Source organism: Youhaiella tibetensis, assembly GCF_008000755.1.
GTDB classification, from domain to species: domain Bacteria; phylum Pseudomonadota; class Alphaproteobacteria; order Rhizobiales; family Devosiaceae; genus Paradevosia; species Paradevosia tibetensis.
Genome location: NZ_CP041690.1, coordinates 2,195,659 through 2,209,530, shown reverse-complemented (window position 1 = coordinate 2,209,530; position 13,872 = coordinate 2,195,659). Strand labels below are relative to the sequence as shown.

The 13,872-nt window shown below is 65.4% G+C and carries 15 protein-coding genes; 13 read left to right on the top strand and 2 right to left on the bottom strand.

What is annotated here, in order from left to right:
- The first annotated feature begins 74 nt into the window (after positions 1-74).
- Genes FNA67_RS10710 through FNA67_RS10690 form a run of 5 tightly spaced genes read left to right on the top strand, consistent with a single transcriptional unit; the run spans position 75 to position 4,634 of the window.
- Complete coding sequence (locus tag FNA67_RS10710) at positions 75-1,247, top strand: ABC transporter substrate-binding protein (protein ID WP_049705105.1); 1,173 nt, start codon at positions 75-77, stop codon at positions 1,245-1,247.
- Positions 1,248-1,305: 58 nt separating this feature from the next.
- Positions 1,306-2,169 (top strand): branched-chain amino acid ABC transporter permease, encoded by an 864-nt coding sequence (locus FNA67_RS10705; protein WP_147656028.1) that lies wholly within the window; start codon positions 1,306-1,308, stop codon positions 2,167-2,169.
- Entirely contained in the window at positions 2,166-3,182 is a 1,017-nt protein-coding gene (locus FNA67_RS10700) for a branched-chain amino acid ABC transporter permease (RefSeq protein ID WP_049705103.1), read from the top strand. The genes FNA67_RS10705 and FNA67_RS10700 overlap by 4 nt, the downstream gene beginning before the upstream one ends.
- Positions 3,179-3,943 carry an ABC transporter ATP-binding protein gene (locus FNA67_RS10695; protein ID WP_147656027.1) on the top strand — a complete coding sequence of 255 codons (765 nt, stop codon included), beginning with the start codon at positions 3,179-3,181 and terminating at the stop codon, positions 3,941-3,943. The genes FNA67_RS10700 and FNA67_RS10695 overlap by 4 nt, the downstream gene beginning before the upstream one ends.
- On the top strand, positions 3,924-4,634 hold the full coding sequence (locus tag FNA67_RS10690) for an ABC transporter ATP-binding protein (RefSeq protein ID WP_147656026.1): 711 nt from the start codon (positions 3,924-3,926) through the stop codon (positions 4,632-4,634). The genes FNA67_RS10695 and FNA67_RS10690 overlap by 20 nt, the downstream gene beginning before the upstream one ends.
- Before the next feature lie 6 nt (positions 4,635-4,640).
- Here FNA67_RS10690 and pcaQ read toward each other — a convergent pair whose 3' ends face one another.
- Positions 4,641-5,570: a pca operon transcription factor PcaQ gene (gene pcaQ, locus FNA67_RS10685; RefSeq protein WP_147656025.1), complete on the bottom strand. Its 930-nt coding sequence runs from the start codon at positions 5,568-5,570 to the stop codon at positions 4,641-4,643.
- Positions 5,571-5,785: 215 nt separating this feature from the next.
- On the opposite strand from pcaQ, the gene pcaD reads away from it, so the two are divergent.
- The 8 genes from pcaD to FNA67_RS10645 all read left to right on the top strand — a co-directional run bounded on the left by pcaD (position 5,786) and on the right by FNA67_RS10645 (position 12,653).
- Positions 5,786-6,583, top strand: coding sequence for a 3-oxoadipate enol-lactonase (pcaD, locus tag FNA67_RS10680; RefSeq protein WP_147656024.1), 798 nt, complete (start codon positions 5,786-5,788; stop codon positions 6,581-6,583).
- The gene (pcaC, locus tag FNA67_RS10675; RefSeq protein WP_147656023.1) at positions 6,576-6,983 is read left to right on the top strand and encodes a 4-carboxymuconolactone decarboxylase; all 408 of its coding nucleotides are present in this window, start codon (positions 6,576-6,578) and stop codon (positions 6,981-6,983) included. Before pcaD ends, pcaC begins: the two co-directional genes overlap by 8 nt.
- Positions 6,980-7,729, top strand: a complete 750-nt coding sequence (gene pcaH, locus FNA67_RS10670) for a protocatechuate 3,4-dioxygenase subunit beta (protein ID WP_049705097.1) — start codon at positions 6,980-6,982, stop codon at positions 7,727-7,729. Before pcaC ends, pcaH begins: the two co-directional genes overlap by 4 nt.
- Positions 7,729-8,352 carry a protocatechuate 3,4-dioxygenase subunit alpha gene (pcaG, locus tag FNA67_RS10665; RefSeq protein ID WP_147656022.1) on the top strand — a complete coding sequence of 208 codons (624 nt, stop codon included), beginning with the start codon at positions 7,729-7,731 and terminating at the stop codon, positions 8,350-8,352. Before pcaH ends, pcaG begins: the two co-directional genes overlap by 1 nt.
- Before the next feature lie 9 nt (positions 8,353-8,361).
- Positions 8,362-9,213 carry a CoA transferase subunit A gene (locus FNA67_RS10660; protein WP_147656021.1) on the top strand — a complete coding sequence of 284 codons (852 nt, stop codon included), beginning with the start codon at positions 8,362-8,364 and terminating at the stop codon, positions 9,211-9,213.
- A gap of 160 nt (positions 9,214-9,373) precedes the next feature.
- The gene (locus tag FNA67_RS10655) at positions 9,374-10,162 is read left to right on the top strand and encodes a CoA-transferase subunit beta (protein WP_147656020.1); all 789 of its coding nucleotides are present in this window, start codon (positions 9,374-9,376) and stop codon (positions 10,160-10,162) included.
- A complete protein-coding gene (gene pcaF / locus FNA67_RS10650; protein ID WP_147656019.1) occupies positions 10,155-11,363 on the top strand; it encodes a 3-oxoadipyl-CoA thiolase in 1,209 nt (402 codons plus the stop codon). Before FNA67_RS10655 ends, pcaF begins: the two co-directional genes overlap by 8 nt.
- Positions 11,364-11,618: 255 nt before the next feature.
- Complete coding sequence (locus tag FNA67_RS10645; protein WP_147656018.1) at positions 11,619-12,653, top strand: 3-carboxy-cis,cis-muconate cycloisomerase; 1,035 nt, start codon at positions 11,619-11,621, stop codon at positions 12,651-12,653.
- A 37-nt stretch (positions 12,654-12,690) separates the two neighbouring features.
- On the opposite strand, the gene pobA is transcribed toward FNA67_RS10645, so the two are convergent.
- Positions 12,691-13,860: a 4-hydroxybenzoate 3-monooxygenase gene (gene pobA, locus FNA67_RS10640; protein WP_147656017.1), complete on the bottom strand. Its 1,170-nt coding sequence runs from the start codon at positions 13,858-13,860 to the stop codon at positions 12,691-12,693.
- Positions 13,861-13,872 lie beyond the last annotated feature (12 nt).

Here is a 13,872-nt window from a genome sequence, read left to right as displayed (position 1 = left end):
CCAAACGACGCTCGCCTCTCGCATAACCGGACGCTACTCCGCGCGGGCGCAGGACATGAAGGCAGGAGGAAACAATGAAGAAGTTTTTCGTGGCGGCGCTCGCAACGGCGCTGCTGACCAGCACGGCGCTCGCCGACACCATCAAGGTCGGCGTCATCGGTCCGTTCTCGGGTCCGTTCGCCCTGCAGGGCAAAAATTTCCAGGCCGGCATCCAGGCCTATCAGGCGCTCAACGGTGACAGCGTGGGCGACCACAAGGTCGAGATCGTCTATCGCGACGTGCCGCAGGCCGATCCGGCCCAGTCGGCAGCTCTCGCCCAGGAGCTGGTGGTCAAGGAAGGCGTGCAGTATCTGGCCGGCTTCTATTTCACCCCCGATGCGATGGCGGCCGCGCCGCTGCTCGAGCAGGCCAACGTGCCCATGGTGATCTTCAACGCGGCGACCTCGGCCATCGTCACCAAGAGCCCCTATGTGGTGCGCACGTCCTTCACCACCTGGCAGACTTCTGCGCCCATGGCCAAGGTGGCCAAGGCGAAGGGCATCGAAAAGGTCATCACCGTCGTTTCCGATTACGGTCCGGGCGTGGATTCCGAGACCGCCTTCAAGACCACCTTCGAGGCCGAGGGCGGCACCGTGGTCGAGAGCATCCGCATGCCTCTGTCGACCAACGATTTCAGCCCTATCATGCAGCGCATCAAGGACAGCGGCGCCCAGGCGGTTTTCGCCTTCCTGCCGTCCGGCCCGACCACGCTCGGTTTCGTCAAGTCTTACAATGAGAACGGGCTCAGGGATGCGGGCGTCACGCTGCTGGCGCCGGGCGACCTGACCCAGGAATCGGACCTGCCCGCCCTCGGTGATTCCGCGCTGGGCCTGCTCACCACGTTCCACTACGCGGTTTCCCACGATTCTCCGGAAAACAAGGCTTTCGTCGAAGCTGCTGGCAAGGCGCTCGGCAACCCGGCCGAACTGAGTTTCCCGGCGGTCGGTGCTTTCGACGGCATGCACGTCATCTACAAGATGATCGAGGCGACTGGCGGCAAGCAGGATGCCAAGGCCGCGGTCGATGCGGTCAAGGGCCTCGCCTGGATGAGCCCGCGCGGCCCGGTCGAAATCGACCCGGAAACCCGCCACATCACGCAGAACATCTATCTGCGCGAAGTCGCCAAGGCCGACGACGGCACCTACATCAACAAGGAAATCCAGACCTTCGAGAAGCAGGGCGATCCGGGCCTGGCAGCAGCCAAGTAAGCCTGGACCAAACGGAACTGGGGCGCCCGGTGGCCGGGCGTCCCGATAAGGGAAGCGTATGCAAACCGTACTCAGCATCGGCACGGATGCACTGGCCTACGGCATGGTGCTGTTCGTGATCTGTATCGGCCTGTCGGTCACCATGGGGTTGATGAAGGTCGTCAATCTCGCCCACGGCGCCTTCGCCATGATCGGCGGCTACATCGCCTCCTACGCCACGCGCGACATGGGCTTGCCATACGGCGTCGCCGTCATGGCGGCCGTGGTGGGTACGATCATCATCGCCATCCCGCTCGAACGCCTGCTCTATCGGCGTATCTACGGCGCCCCGCAGCTGACGCAGGTGCTCATGACGATCGGGCTCACCTTTGCCATCATCGGCATCGCCAACTTTGTGTTCGGGCCCACCCTCAAGACCATCCCGTTGCCGTCCGAACTGTCGGGGCCGGTCAATATCGGCTTCCGCACCATCGCCGCGCACAAGCTCTTCGTCATTGCCTGCGGCGTGCTGGTCGCTGGCGGATTGTGGTTCCTCATCGAGCGGACGCCCTTCGGCGTGCGCCTGCGCGCATCGGTCGATGACGCGGCGATGGCGGGGGCGCTCGGTGTGCGCACTGCCGTCATCTACGCCGTCAGCTTCGGCGTCGCGGTGGGCCTTGCCGCCTTTGGCGGGGTCGTGGGCGCCGAGTTGCTGCCGATCGAGCCCTACTACGCCATGCGCTACATGGTGACGTTCCTCGTCGTGGTGTCCGTGGGCGGGGCAGGGTCCATTCCCGGCGCCCTCATCGCCTCGCTCCTCCTGGGGGCCATCGAGACGACCGGGCGTTACCTCATGCCTGAAATGGGCGAGTTCTTCTTTTACCTGGCGGTGATCGTGATCGTCTGCATCTTCCCGCGCGGCCTTCTGGGGCGAGCGCAATGACCGACCTGACACAATCGGCGCCAGCCGTTTCCCTGGCCACCACCTCCAGCCGCCTCAAGCGCGATGCGCTGGCCATCGCCATCATCCTGGCGCTGAGCGTGGTGGGCTACTTTCTTTTCCCAAACAACCTGGCGCTGCTCACCCGTATCGTCATCATGATGCTGATCGTGCTCTCGCTCGACCTGGTCACCGGTTATGGCGGCATCGCCACGCTCGGCCAGGCGGCGGTTTCAGGGTCGGGCGCCTATGCCGCGGGCATCGCTGCGGCGCATTTCGGCATTGTCGATCCCCTGGCCATGCTCGGCATCGGCGCCATTGGCGGCGCGCTGGCGGGCCTGGTGTCGAGCGTCATCATCCTGCGCGGCCACGGGCTGGCGCAGCTCGTCCTCTCCATCGCCATCGTGCAACTGGCCCATGAGGCGGCCAACAAGGCGTCGGACTGGACGGGTGGCAGCGATGGCCTCTCGGGCATTTCGCCGTCCCCGGTGCTGGGCATGTTCCAGTTTGATCTGTGGGGGCGCACCACCTTCTTCCTGGCGATTGCCCTGCTAGTCTTAGTGTTCTTCGTGCTGCGCCTCATCATGCGCTCGCCGTTCGGCATGTTGTGCCGCGCCATCAAGGAAGATCCGATCCGCGTGCGCGCCATGGGCGCCTCGGTCAAGCCGACGCTCATCAAGCTCTATGTGCTCTCGGGCGCAGTGGCGGGCCTTGGCGGAGCGCTCCACGCCATCTCGACCCGCGTGGTCGGGCTCGACAGCGTCTCCTTCAACCTTTCGGCCGAAGCGCTCGTCATGCTCGTGCTGGGTGGCACCGGCAACCTCTTCGGAGCCATGGTCGGCACGTTGGTCTTCGTCTGGTTCGAGGACCTGGTGTCTTCCATCAATCCTTTCCACTGGCTCACCATGGTGGGCGTGCTGCTCATGGCGGTCGTGCTTTTCGCTCCACGCGGTCTGACCGGCGCGGCAGAGGATATCTATCGTCGGCTCCGGCGCGGCAAGGAGGCAGGCCAGTGACCCCGATCTTCGCCGTCGAAAACCTCGAAAAGCACTTCGGGGGCCTCAAAGTTACCCAGAACGTCTCCCTCTCCATGGCGCAGGGCGATCGCATCGCGCTGATCGGACCCAACGGGGCGGGCAAGACCACCTTCGTCAACCTCGTCACCGGGCAGATCCCGCCCGATAGCGGCCGGGTGCTCCTGGCCGGCGAGGACGTCACGCGCCTCTCTGCCACCCAGCGCGTTCGCAAGGGGCTGGTGCGCACGTTCCAGGTCACGCGCCTCTTCTCGGACATGACGCCCCAGGAACATGTGGCGCTGGCGCTCCTGCAGCGGCAGGGCAAGTCGGGACGCATGTTCGGCACCTATGCCGACATGCCCGATATCGTCGCGCAGAGCCGTACTATCCTCGCAACGCTCGGCCTGACGCGCGTGGCCGACGAGAAGGTGCGCGAGATCGCCTATGGCCAGCAGCGCCTGCTCGAGATCGCGCTGGCGATGGCGCTGCAGCCCAAGGTGCTGCTGCTCGACGAGCCGGCGGCCGGCGTGCCGCATTCCGATACCGTGCTCATCGAGCAGGCGCTCGCCCAGTTGCCGCCGGAACTGGCCGTGCTGATGATCGAGCATGACATGGATTTCGTGTTCCGCTTCGCCCAGCGCGTCGTCGTGCTGGCGGCGGGCGCCATCATCTTTGACGGCACGCCGCAGGAAGTGGCCGCCGATCCGCGCGTGCGCGAAGCCTATCTTGGGAGCTATGCCGATGCCCGCAGCGTCGCTTGAGGTATCGGACCTGACGGCGGGATACGGCCCGACGCGAATTCTCGAGAACGTTTCGCTCTCGGTGGAAGCGGGCCGGCGCGTCGCGGTGCTCGGCCGCAATGGCGTGGGCAAGTCCACGCTCTTTGCCACCATCGCCGGCCAGACCCGCCGCTATGGCGGCAGGATCGCGATCGGCAACGAGGACATTACCGAGCTGCCGGGGTCGGGCAGGGCGCTCAAGGGGCTCGGCTACGTGCCGCAGACCCGCGCCATCTTCAAGTCGCTCACCGTCGAGGAAAACCTCCAGGTCGGTCTCAAGGACCGCCCGCACTCTGCCATCCAGGAAGCCTATGAGATGTTCCCGCGCCTCCATGAGCGCCGGCGCAACCTCGGCTCCCAGCTATCGGGCGGCGAGCAGCAGATGCTGACCACGGCGCGCTCGATCCTCGGCCAGCCCTCGGTCTTGCTTCTCGATGAACCGCTCGAAGGGTTGGCGCCGGTGATCTGCGACGAACTGATGGCAGCATTCTCGGCGCTCGCCGCGACCGGAGCCATGACCATCCTCATGATCGAGCAGCGCATTCAGGCGGCCCTCAATTTCGCTCAGGATGTGTTCATACTGGAGCGTGGGGAGATCGCCTGGTCAGGTACACCCGCCCAGTTGGAGGGCGAGCCCGAAACGGTCGAGCGCCTGCTGGGCGTGGCGCACTAGGCGCGGTCAGCTCCGCTCGAAACCGGCGGCGACATCGCGGATCGACTGGATCAGGGCCTGCGCGGCGAAGGATTGGCTGGTGTCCGTCCGCGTCGTCAGGCCCACCGGACCAAGCGTCTCGGCCGTGTCGACCGGCAGCAGCGCCAGTTGGCCGTCCGCCACGTCTTCGGCCACCACGCCCTCCGAAATGATCCAAATCGCGTCCGAATACCGGGTGAAGCTGCGCCCGAAGGCGTTGGAGACCGTCTCGATCTCGTCGCGCACATTGCTTACGCCATGCGCCAGCAAGAGGCGCTGCACGAACGGCCGGATCACCGAATCCGGGGTCGGCATCAGCGTCTGGTAGGGCTCGATCATGGCCAGCTCGAAGTGCTTCACTCCCAGGAGCGGGTGCCCCGGGCGCACGACGAAAACCACTTTCTCCGAATAGAGATGCTCGAAGGCGAGCCCGGTCATCGCGTCCGGGTCGGCCATGCGCCCGATCACCAGGTCCACGTCTCCCATGCGCAGCAGCGAAAGCAGGTAGGCGTTGGGTCCGGTTATGATGCGTGCGCGCGCCGGCAGGTGTTGCTCGGAGAACCGCTGCACCGATGGCGGCAGGATGCGCGCGGAGACGGTCGGCAGTGCGCCGACCTTGACGATTTCGTCGGCCTGGGCGCTGCCCAGACTGTCGATGCCCTGGCGCAGCGCAGTGAAGCTCGTGCTGGCGTAGCGCTGGAAAAGTTCACCCGAGGGCGTGAGGAAGAGGTTGCGCCGGCTCCGGTCGAACAGTGACACGCCCAGAATTTCCTCGAGCTCCTGGATGGTCTTGGATGCCGCCGGCTGGCTCATGTTGAGTGCGTCGGCCGCTTTGACCACGCTCTTGAGCCGCGCCACTTCCAGAAAGCACGCGATATGGCGCAGCTTTACGCGCGGATCGATCGGTCGTTTGGCCAAGGCAAAATCCTCAGGTTATGTGTCCGGAGGCGACCCGGGTCGGCGAAGCACCAGAAATCCTCGACATTCCAAGCCGGCAGGCGTGGGCGCGTGGGATCGATATGCGAACTCGATTACGCCTACACATATACATCAGGTTATGGATCGGAATGAACTAATCATTTTACTGAGAGGGGCGGCGGGCCTTAAATCGGAGCAACGAAGAAGGCCACGACATGAAGTTCGCCAGGATCAACGGTATCGCCATGCACCTGCGGGTGTCGGGTCCGGTCGAGGGCCGGCCGGTGGTGCTGGTCAATTCTCTTGGCACCGACGCCCGCATCTGGGATGCGGTTATCGCGCGTCTCGCCGACCGTTATCGCGTCATTTCCTACGACGAGCGCGGCCACGGGCTTTCAGACGCCCCGCGCGCGCCCTATCGGCTGGAAGATCACGTGGGTGATCTCGAAGCCCTGGTCGAGCATCTGGGGCTCGCGGAGCTTGCGCTAGCCGGCGTTTCCGTCGGCGGGCTCATCGCCCAGGGGTTCGCGCTGGGCGGAAGCGCTTCGAAGCTCAAGGCCCTGGTGCTCTGCGACACGGCCGCCAGGATCGGCGATGAAGCCATGTGGAATGGCCGCATCGCCGCCATCCGCGCCAATGGCATTGCCTCGATCAGCGATGCGGTGCTGACGCGCTGGTTCGGGCCGCGGTTCCGCCAGGAACGAGCCATCGAATTCGCCGGCTGGCGCAACATGCTCGAGCGCTCGCCCGTCGAGGGCTATGTCGGCACCTGTGCGGCGCTGCGCGATGCCGACCTGCGCGAACGCGTAGGGGCAATCACGCTGCCCACCCTGGCGGTGGCCGGCGAGGACGATCTTTCCACGCCACCCGAGATGGTGCGCGCTACCGCCGCGCTTCTCGGCAATGCCCGCTTTGAGGTCATTGCCGGTGCCGGCCACATTCCATCCATCGAGCAGCCCGAAAGGTTGGTCATGCTCATGCAGAACTATTTCGATGAGGTCGGCTATGTCTGAGGAAAGCCCGAAATACGCTCGCGGCATGGCGACCCGCCGCTCGGTGCTGGGCGATGCCCATGTCGACGCCACCATTGCGCGGCGCACCGAGTTCGATGCCGATTTCCAGGCGTTCATCACCGAGACCGCCTGGGGGGACCTGTGGTCGCGTCCGGCGATCTCGCGGCGCGAGCGATCGATGCTGACCATAGCCTTGCTGGCCGCGCTCGGGCACGATGAAGAGGTGGCCATGCATGTGCGAGCCACCGCCAACACTGGGGCAAGCCCCGAGGATATCAAGGAAGCGCTCATGCACGTGGCGGTCTACGCCGGCGTGCCGGCCGCCAACCGCGCCTTCAGGATCGCGCGCGAGGAACTGGCCCGGACCGGGCGCTTGCTCAAGGAGGAGACCGGAGCATGACCGAACCCGTGATTTTGCCGGGAGAGCAGGGCGCCTACTACCCGCGCGACCGCGCCTGGCATCCACCGGCCTTCACTGCCGACTACAAGAGTTCGGTCCTGCGTTCGCCCAGGCACGCCCTGATCTCGATGGGCCAGACGGCCTCCGAGCTGACCGGCCCGACCTTCGGTCACGTCAAGCTTGGCGCGCTCGATAACGACCTCATCCGCAACTACAGCCAGGATGGGACCGAGGCGATCGGCCAGCGCCTTATCGTCTATGGCCAGGTGCTCGACGAGAATGCGCGTCCGGTGCCCCACACGCTTGTCGAGTTCTGGCAGGCCAATGCCGGCGGGCGCTACCGGCACAAGCGCGAGGGCTACCTTGCCCCGCTCGATCCCAATTTCGGCGGCTGCGGCCGCGCGGTGACGGACGAGAACGGCTACTACCATTTCCGCACCATCAAGCCGGGCGCCTATCCCTGGCCCAATCGCGGCAATGACTGGCGGCCGGCCCATATCCACTTCTCGATCTTCGGGCACGCCTTCACGCAGCGCCTGATCACCCAGATGTATTTCGAGGGCGATCCGATGATCTGGCAGTGCCCGATCGTGGGCGGCGTTCCCAATCCCGAGGGCATCGAGCAACTCATCGCCCGGCTCGACCGGCACAACACCACGCCCATGGACGCACTGGCCTATCGCTTCGACATCGTCCTGCGCGGCCGCCGTTCGACCCTGTTCGAGAACAAGCTGGAGGGCAATTGATGCTCAACCGCATTGCACCCCTCAAGGAGACGCCCTCCCAGACCGGCGGTCCCTACGTCCATATCGGGCTCGTACCGAGCTTTTCGGAGCTGCACGTCTATCCAGAGGGCGACCTGGGAGCGACCATGCTCACGCCCGATACCAGGGGCGAGCGGATCGTGGTCACAGCCAACGTCTATGACGGCAGCGGCTTTCCGCTGATCGACGCGGTCGTGGAGGTCTGGCAGGCCGATGCGGACGGCTCCTATGCCGGCGCCATGTCGCCCAATTCCAATTCGGCGCCCGCCTTCACTGGCTGGGGCCGCCAGGCGACCAATACCGCGGGCCTCGTGCGGTTCGAGACCATCAAGCCGGGCAGGGTGCCCGGTCCGGATGGCAAGCCGATGGCCCCGCACCTGACGCTCTGGATCGTGGCGCGCGGCATCAATACCGGACTCCACACGCGGCTCTATTTCGCGGACGAGGCTGAAGCCAATGCGGCCGATCACGTCCTCAACCGCATCATGGATCCGCGTCGGCGTCAGACCATCATCGCGCCGCGCGAACACGAAGGCTCCATGCCGCATTACCACTTGAATATTCGCCTGCAAGGCGATGACGAGACTGTATTTTTCGACATCTAGGCGTTTCAGATGACCCAGTTCCTGAGCCTCTCCGATGCGGTGAGGCAGAACCTGAAGGATGGCGATACCGTCGCCTTTGAGGGTTTTACCCATCTCATCCCCGTGGCCGCCGCGCACGAAGCCATCCGCCAGGGCATCAAGGACCTGACGCTCCTGCGCATGACGCCCGACATCGTCTATGACCAGATGATCGGCATGGGGCTGGCCCGCAAGGTGATCTTCTCCTATGCCGGCAATCCGGGCGTGGGCCTCTTGCGCCGCATGCGTGACGCCATCGAGAACGAGTATCCGCGCGCCATCGAAACGGTCGAACATTCCCACTCGGCCATGGCCCAGGCCTACGAGGCCGGTGCCGCCGGCCTGCCGGTGGCCGTCTTCCGTGGCTACAAGGGGGCGGACCTTCCCAAGGTCAATCCGGAGATCAAGTCGATCACCTGCCCCTTCACGGGTGAAGAGCTGGCCGCCGTGCCGGCGCATCGGCCCGATGTCACCTTCATCCACGCCCAGAAGGCCAACCGGAAGGGCGACGTCTTGATCGAGGGCATCATCGGCGTCCAGAAGGAGGCCGCGCTTGCGGCCCGCCGCGTCGTGGTGACGGTCGAGGAGATCGTGCCCGACTTCAAGGGCCTCCACCCCAACCTCACCATCCTGCCCAACTGGACCATAGACGCCATTGCCGTGGTCCCGGGAGGCGCTCATCCATCCTACACCCATGGCTATTACGAGCGCGACAACGCCACCTATCTCGAATGGGACAAGATCTCCGCCGACCGCGAACTCTTTGCGCAGTGGATGAAGGAGAACGTACTGGAGGCTGGGCCGGAGGTCTTTGCGGAACGTGTGAAGGGGCTGCGCGCATGACGACGCCGCGCCTGTGGCTCACCCCCACGCTCAGTCCCTCCCCACGAGGAGCTGGGAGGAGGTGGGGCAATATCGAGCCAGCAGGTCTCCCTCCCACTCGTGGGAAGGATGCAAGGGCGGGGCTAGGACGCCCCATCGATTTCAGCCAGGAATCTCCGCAATGACCGAATTCACCGCCACCGAAATGATGACCATCGCTGCCGCGCGCGCGCTCGGCAACGACGACGTGTGCTTCGTGGGCATCGGCGCCCCCTCGGCCGCCTGCAACGTGGCGCGCCTCACTCACGCACCCGACATCACGCTGATCTACGAAAGCGGCACCATCGGCACGGCTCCCGATGTTCTGCCGCTCTCGATCGGCGATGGCGAGTTGTGCGAGACCGCCGTCACGACCGTGGCGGTGCCCGAAATGTTCCGCTACTGGCTGCAGGGCGGGCGCATCTCCATCGGTTTCCTGGGAGCTGCGCAACTCGACAGGTTCGGCAACATCAACACCACCGTCATCGGCGACTACCACCACCCCAAGGTGCGCCTGCCGGGCGGGGGCGGGGCCCCCGAGATCGCCACCTCTTGCGGCGAGATCTACATCACCCTCAAGCAGGCCAAGCGCTCGATGGTCGAGAAGATCGATTTCTTCACGTCCTACGGGCACGGCAACGGCCATGACGACCGCCAGAAGTTGGGTATCACCACCAAGGGGCCGACGCTGCTGATCACCGATCTGGCCATCTGGAAGCCCGATCCGGTGACCAAGGAATTTACGGTCGTTTCCATGCACAAGGGCGTAACGCGCGCCATGGTGCAGGAGACCTGCGGCTGGACGGTCAAGTTCGCCGACGACGTCGCCGAGACCCCCGAACCCACGGAGCTCGAACTGACCACCTTGCGGGACCTTCAGGCCCGCACTGCCGCCGCTCATGGCGGCACCAAGGAGAAGGCCAATGCCTGAGGCCTTCATCTGCGCCTATCTGCGTACGCCCATCGGCCGCTTCGGTGGCGCGCTCTCGTCCGTGCGCGCCGACGACCTCGGCGCCATTCCGCTCAAGGCGCTGATGGCGCAGTACGCGGGCGTGGACTGGGAAGCCGTCGATGACGTCATCTTCGGCTGCGCCAACCAGGCGGGCGAGGACAATCGCAACGTCGCCCGCATGAGCGCCTTGCTCGCCGGGCTTCCGGTCGGGGTGCCCGGCACCACCATCAATCGTCTGTGCGGCTCGGGCATGGATGCGGTCATCACCGCGGCCCGCGCCATCAAGGCGGGAGAGGCCGAGATCCTCATCGCTGGTGGCGTCGAGTCCATGAGCCGCGCCCCCTTCGTCATGCCCAAGGCCGAAACGGCCTTTTCGCGTGCCGCCGAGATTTATGACACGACCATCGGCTGGCGCTTCATAAATCCGTTGATGAAAGCGCAGTACGGCGTTGATTCCATGCCGGAAACCGGCGAAAATGTCGCCGCCGACTTCGCCGTTTCCCGCGCCGACCAGGACGCCTTCGCGGCGCGCAGCCAGCAGAAGGCTGCGGCCGCCCAGGCCAATGGCCGGCTTGCCCGCGAGATCGTGCCGGTGACCATTCCTCGGAAGAAAGGCGATCCCGTGGTCGTCGACCGGGACGAGCATCCGCGCGCCGATACGACGGTGGAAGTGCTCGCCAGGCTCCCGACGCCGTTCAAGAAAGAGGGCGGTACCGTCACCGCCGGCAATTCCTCGGGCGTCAACGATGGCGCTGCGGCTCTCATCGTCGCCAGCGAGGCGGCGGCGCGCAAGTATGGGCTTACCCCCATCGCGCGTATCCTGGGCGGCGCTGCGGCCGGGGTGCCGCCGCGCATCATGGGCATGGGTCCGGCGCCTGCCACGCGGAAGCTGACCACGCGCCTCGGGCTTGCCCCCACCGATTTCGACGTCATCGAGCTCAACGAGGCTTTTGCCAGCCAGGGCATCGCGGTTCTGCGCGAGTTGGGCCTGCCCGAGGATGCCCCGCAGGTGAACTCCAATGGCGGCGCCATCGCCCTTGGCCACCCGCTCGGCATGAGTGGCGCCCGCATCGCGGGTACAGCCGCCCTGGAGCTCTCTCTGACCGGAAAGAAGCTCGCTCTCGCCACGATGTGCATCGGCGTCGGGCAAGGCATCGCCATCGCGTTGGAACGCGTCTAGGACTGAGCCCAGGAGCCCCGTTCCTTCCGCTCCGGCCGCGCGCCCTCATGGACGGACCGGAGGCGAGCCCAGAACTCGGAGCCTGTGTCCCCCCTCAATCCCTCCCCACCCGAGGGAGGTAAGCCGTGGGGCACGATCGAGCCAGCAGGTCTCCCTCCCCCATGTGGGGAGGGGACAAGGGTGGGGGTAGGCCCCGTCACCAACCTTGACGCTCCCCCACCGCATCACCAAACTCGCGCCAACCCGAGGAACCCCATGCCCAACCGTCTGCTGCAAGCCCTGGTCGGCGACCCCGAAACCGCTGCGCTCTTCACCAGCGAGGCGGAAATCGCAGGTATCCTCTCGTTCGAATCCGCCCTGGCCCAGGCTGAGGCTGACGCCGGCCTCATCCCTGAGGCCGCCGCAACTGCCATCGTTGCCGCCTGCGCCAGCTTCACGCCCGATTACGACGCCCTCGCCGTGGGCATGGCTCGCGACGGCGTGGTCGTGCCCGAGCTGGTCAGGCAGTTGCGCGCCGCGGTGGGCGAGCATGGCAAGTCCGTGCATCTGGGCGCCACCAGTCAGGATGCCATCGACACCAGCCTTGTCCTGCGTCTCGCCAAAGCCATCACGCTGTTCGAGGATCGTCTGGCGGCCCTCGGCCGATCGCTGCAGGATCTCTCGGCGCGCTTCGGCACCCAGCCGCTCATGGGGCACACGCGCATGCAGCAGGCGCTGCCGATCACGGTGGCGGACAAGATCGGGAACTGGGCCGAGCCGCTCCAGCGGCAATTGCGCGCTCTCGAGGGCATGCGTCGGAGCCTGCTGGTCATTCAACTCGGCGGCGCCGTCGGCACTCGCGACGGGCTGGGCGAGCAGGCAGACGAAATTGCCCGGCGCCTGGCCGACCATCTCGATCTTGGTTTCGCCACGCCCTGGCACACCCAGCGTGACCCGCTGGTCGATTTTGCGTCCGTGCTCTCGCTGGTCACCGGCGCGCTTGGAAAGTTCGGTGCCGACGTGGCGCTGCTGTCGCAGAACGAGGTGGCGGCAATTGCGCTCGCCGGTGGCGGCGGCTCATCGGCCATGCCGCACAAATCCAACCCGGTCAAAGCCGAAATCCTGGTGACGCTGGCACGCTTCAACGCCGGGCAGGTCGGTCTGCTGCATCAGGCGCTCGTCCACGAATACGAGCGGTCCGGCTCGGCCTGGACGCTCGAATGGATGGTGTTGCCCCAGATCGTCGAGGCCACCGGCGCTGCGCTGCGCATCGCCAACGAGCTTGTCATACAAGTTTCATTTAAGTTATAAAAATCAATATGTTAGGTGCCTTGATTGATCTGTAACATCAATCAAGGAGCCCCGTATAGTTCTCCGCCAGGCTCTGCTGGGCCACGTGCGACCCGGTGAGATAGTCGAACTCGGCGCGTTGGATCCGGCGTCCGAAAGCGCCGGTTTCCGGGAAGACGTGGAGCAGGGAGGTCATCCACCAGGAGAACCGTTCGGCCTTCCAGATACGTCGCAGCACGGTCTGCGAATAGTTGTCGATGCCTGCCGCCGATTTCTCGCCGTAGTACTCGACCAGGGCCGTGCCCAGCGCCTTGACGTCGCTCATGGCCAGGTTGAGGCCCTTGGCTCCGGTGGGAGGCACGATATGCGCGGCGTCGCCGGCCAGGAACAGCCGACCGAAGCGTAGCGGTTCGGCCACGAAGCTGCGCAGCGGCGCGATGGATTTCTCGATCGAGGCGCCGGTCTTGAGCGCCTCGGCGGTTGCCGGGTTGAGGCGCGAGCGCAATTCGTCCCAGAAGCGGTCGTCGGACCAGTCTTCGACGCGTTCGCTCTGCGCCACCTGCACGTAGTAGCGCGAGCGGGCCGGAGAGCGCATCGAGCAGAGGGCGAAGCCGCGCTCGTGATGGGCATAGATGAGTTCGTCCGCCACCGGCGGCTGGTCGATCAGCACGCCGAGCCAGCCGAAGGGATAGACCCGCTCGAAGGTCTGGAGCGCCGAAGCGGGAACACTTACGCGCGAGACGCCGTGATAGCCGTCGCATCCGGCGATGAAGTCGCACTCGAGCACATGCGTCTGGCCATCCTTGCGGTACTCCACCCGCGCGCCGTCGCCATCGAAATCGAGCAACCGCACGTCGCTGGCTTCGTAGATGGTCGTGGCGCCCGAAGCGGCGCGGGCGTTCATCAGGTCGTGGGTCACCTCGGTCTGCCCGTAGACCATCACATGACGGTTGATGAGGCTGGTGAAGTCGAGGCGGTGCGTGTCGCCGTCAAAACTCAGTTCCACGCCGTCGTGGACGAGGCCTTCCCGGTGCATGCGTTCGCCCACGCCGACCGCATCGAGCAGTTCGATCGAGCCTTGTTCGAGAACCCCGGCACGAATTCTGCCCAGCACGTATTCGGCGCTGCGCCGCTCGAGAATGACGGCGTCCACGCCGGCGCGCTCGAGAATGCGTCCGAGCATCAAACCAGCCGGTCCTGCGCCGATAATGGCAACCTGAGTTCGCAATCAATCCTCCCG

Coding starts and splice junctions, on each gene's coding strand:
- FNA67_RS10690 (WP_147656026.1), top strand. CDS start 3,924: ATGCCCGCAGCGTCGCTTGAGGTATCGGACCTGACGGCGGGATACGGC.
- pcaH (WP_049705097.1), top strand. CDS start 6,980: ATGACCGAACCCGTGATTTTGCCGGGAGAGCAGGGCGCCTACTACCCG.
- FNA67_RS10700 (WP_049705103.1), top strand. CDS start 2,166: ATGACCGACCTGACACAATCGGCGCCAGCCGTTTCCCTGGCCACCACC.
- FNA67_RS10645 (WP_147656018.1), top strand. CDS start 11,619: ATGCCCAACCGTCTGCTGCAAGCCCTGGTCGGCGACCCCGAAACCGCT.
- pcaD (WP_147656024.1), top strand. CDS start 5,786: ATGAAGTTCGCCAGGATCAACGGTATCGCCATGCACCTGCGGGTGTCG.
- FNA67_RS10710 (WP_049705105.1), top strand. CDS start 75: ATGAAGAAGTTTTTCGTGGCGGCGCTCGCAACGGCGCTGCTGACCAGC.
- FNA67_RS10655 (WP_147656020.1), top strand. CDS start 9,374: ATGACCGAATTCACCGCCACCGAAATGATGACCATCGCTGCCGCGCGC.
- pcaG (WP_147656022.1), top strand. CDS start 7,729: ATGCTCAACCGCATTGCACCCCTCAAGGAGACGCCCTCCCAGACCGGC.
- pcaF (WP_147656019.1), top strand. CDS start 10,155: ATGCCTGAGGCCTTCATCTGCGCCTATCTGCGTACGCCCATCGGCCGC.
- pcaC (WP_147656023.1), top strand. CDS start 6,576: ATGTCTGAGGAAAGCCCGAAATACGCTCGCGGCATGGCGACCCGCCGC.
- FNA67_RS10660 (WP_147656021.1), top strand. CDS start 8,362: ATGACCCAGTTCCTGAGCCTCTCCGATGCGGTGAGGCAGAACCTGAAG.
- FNA67_RS10705 (WP_147656028.1), top strand. CDS start 1,306: ATGCAAACCGTACTCAGCATCGGCACGGATGCACTGGCCTACGGCATG.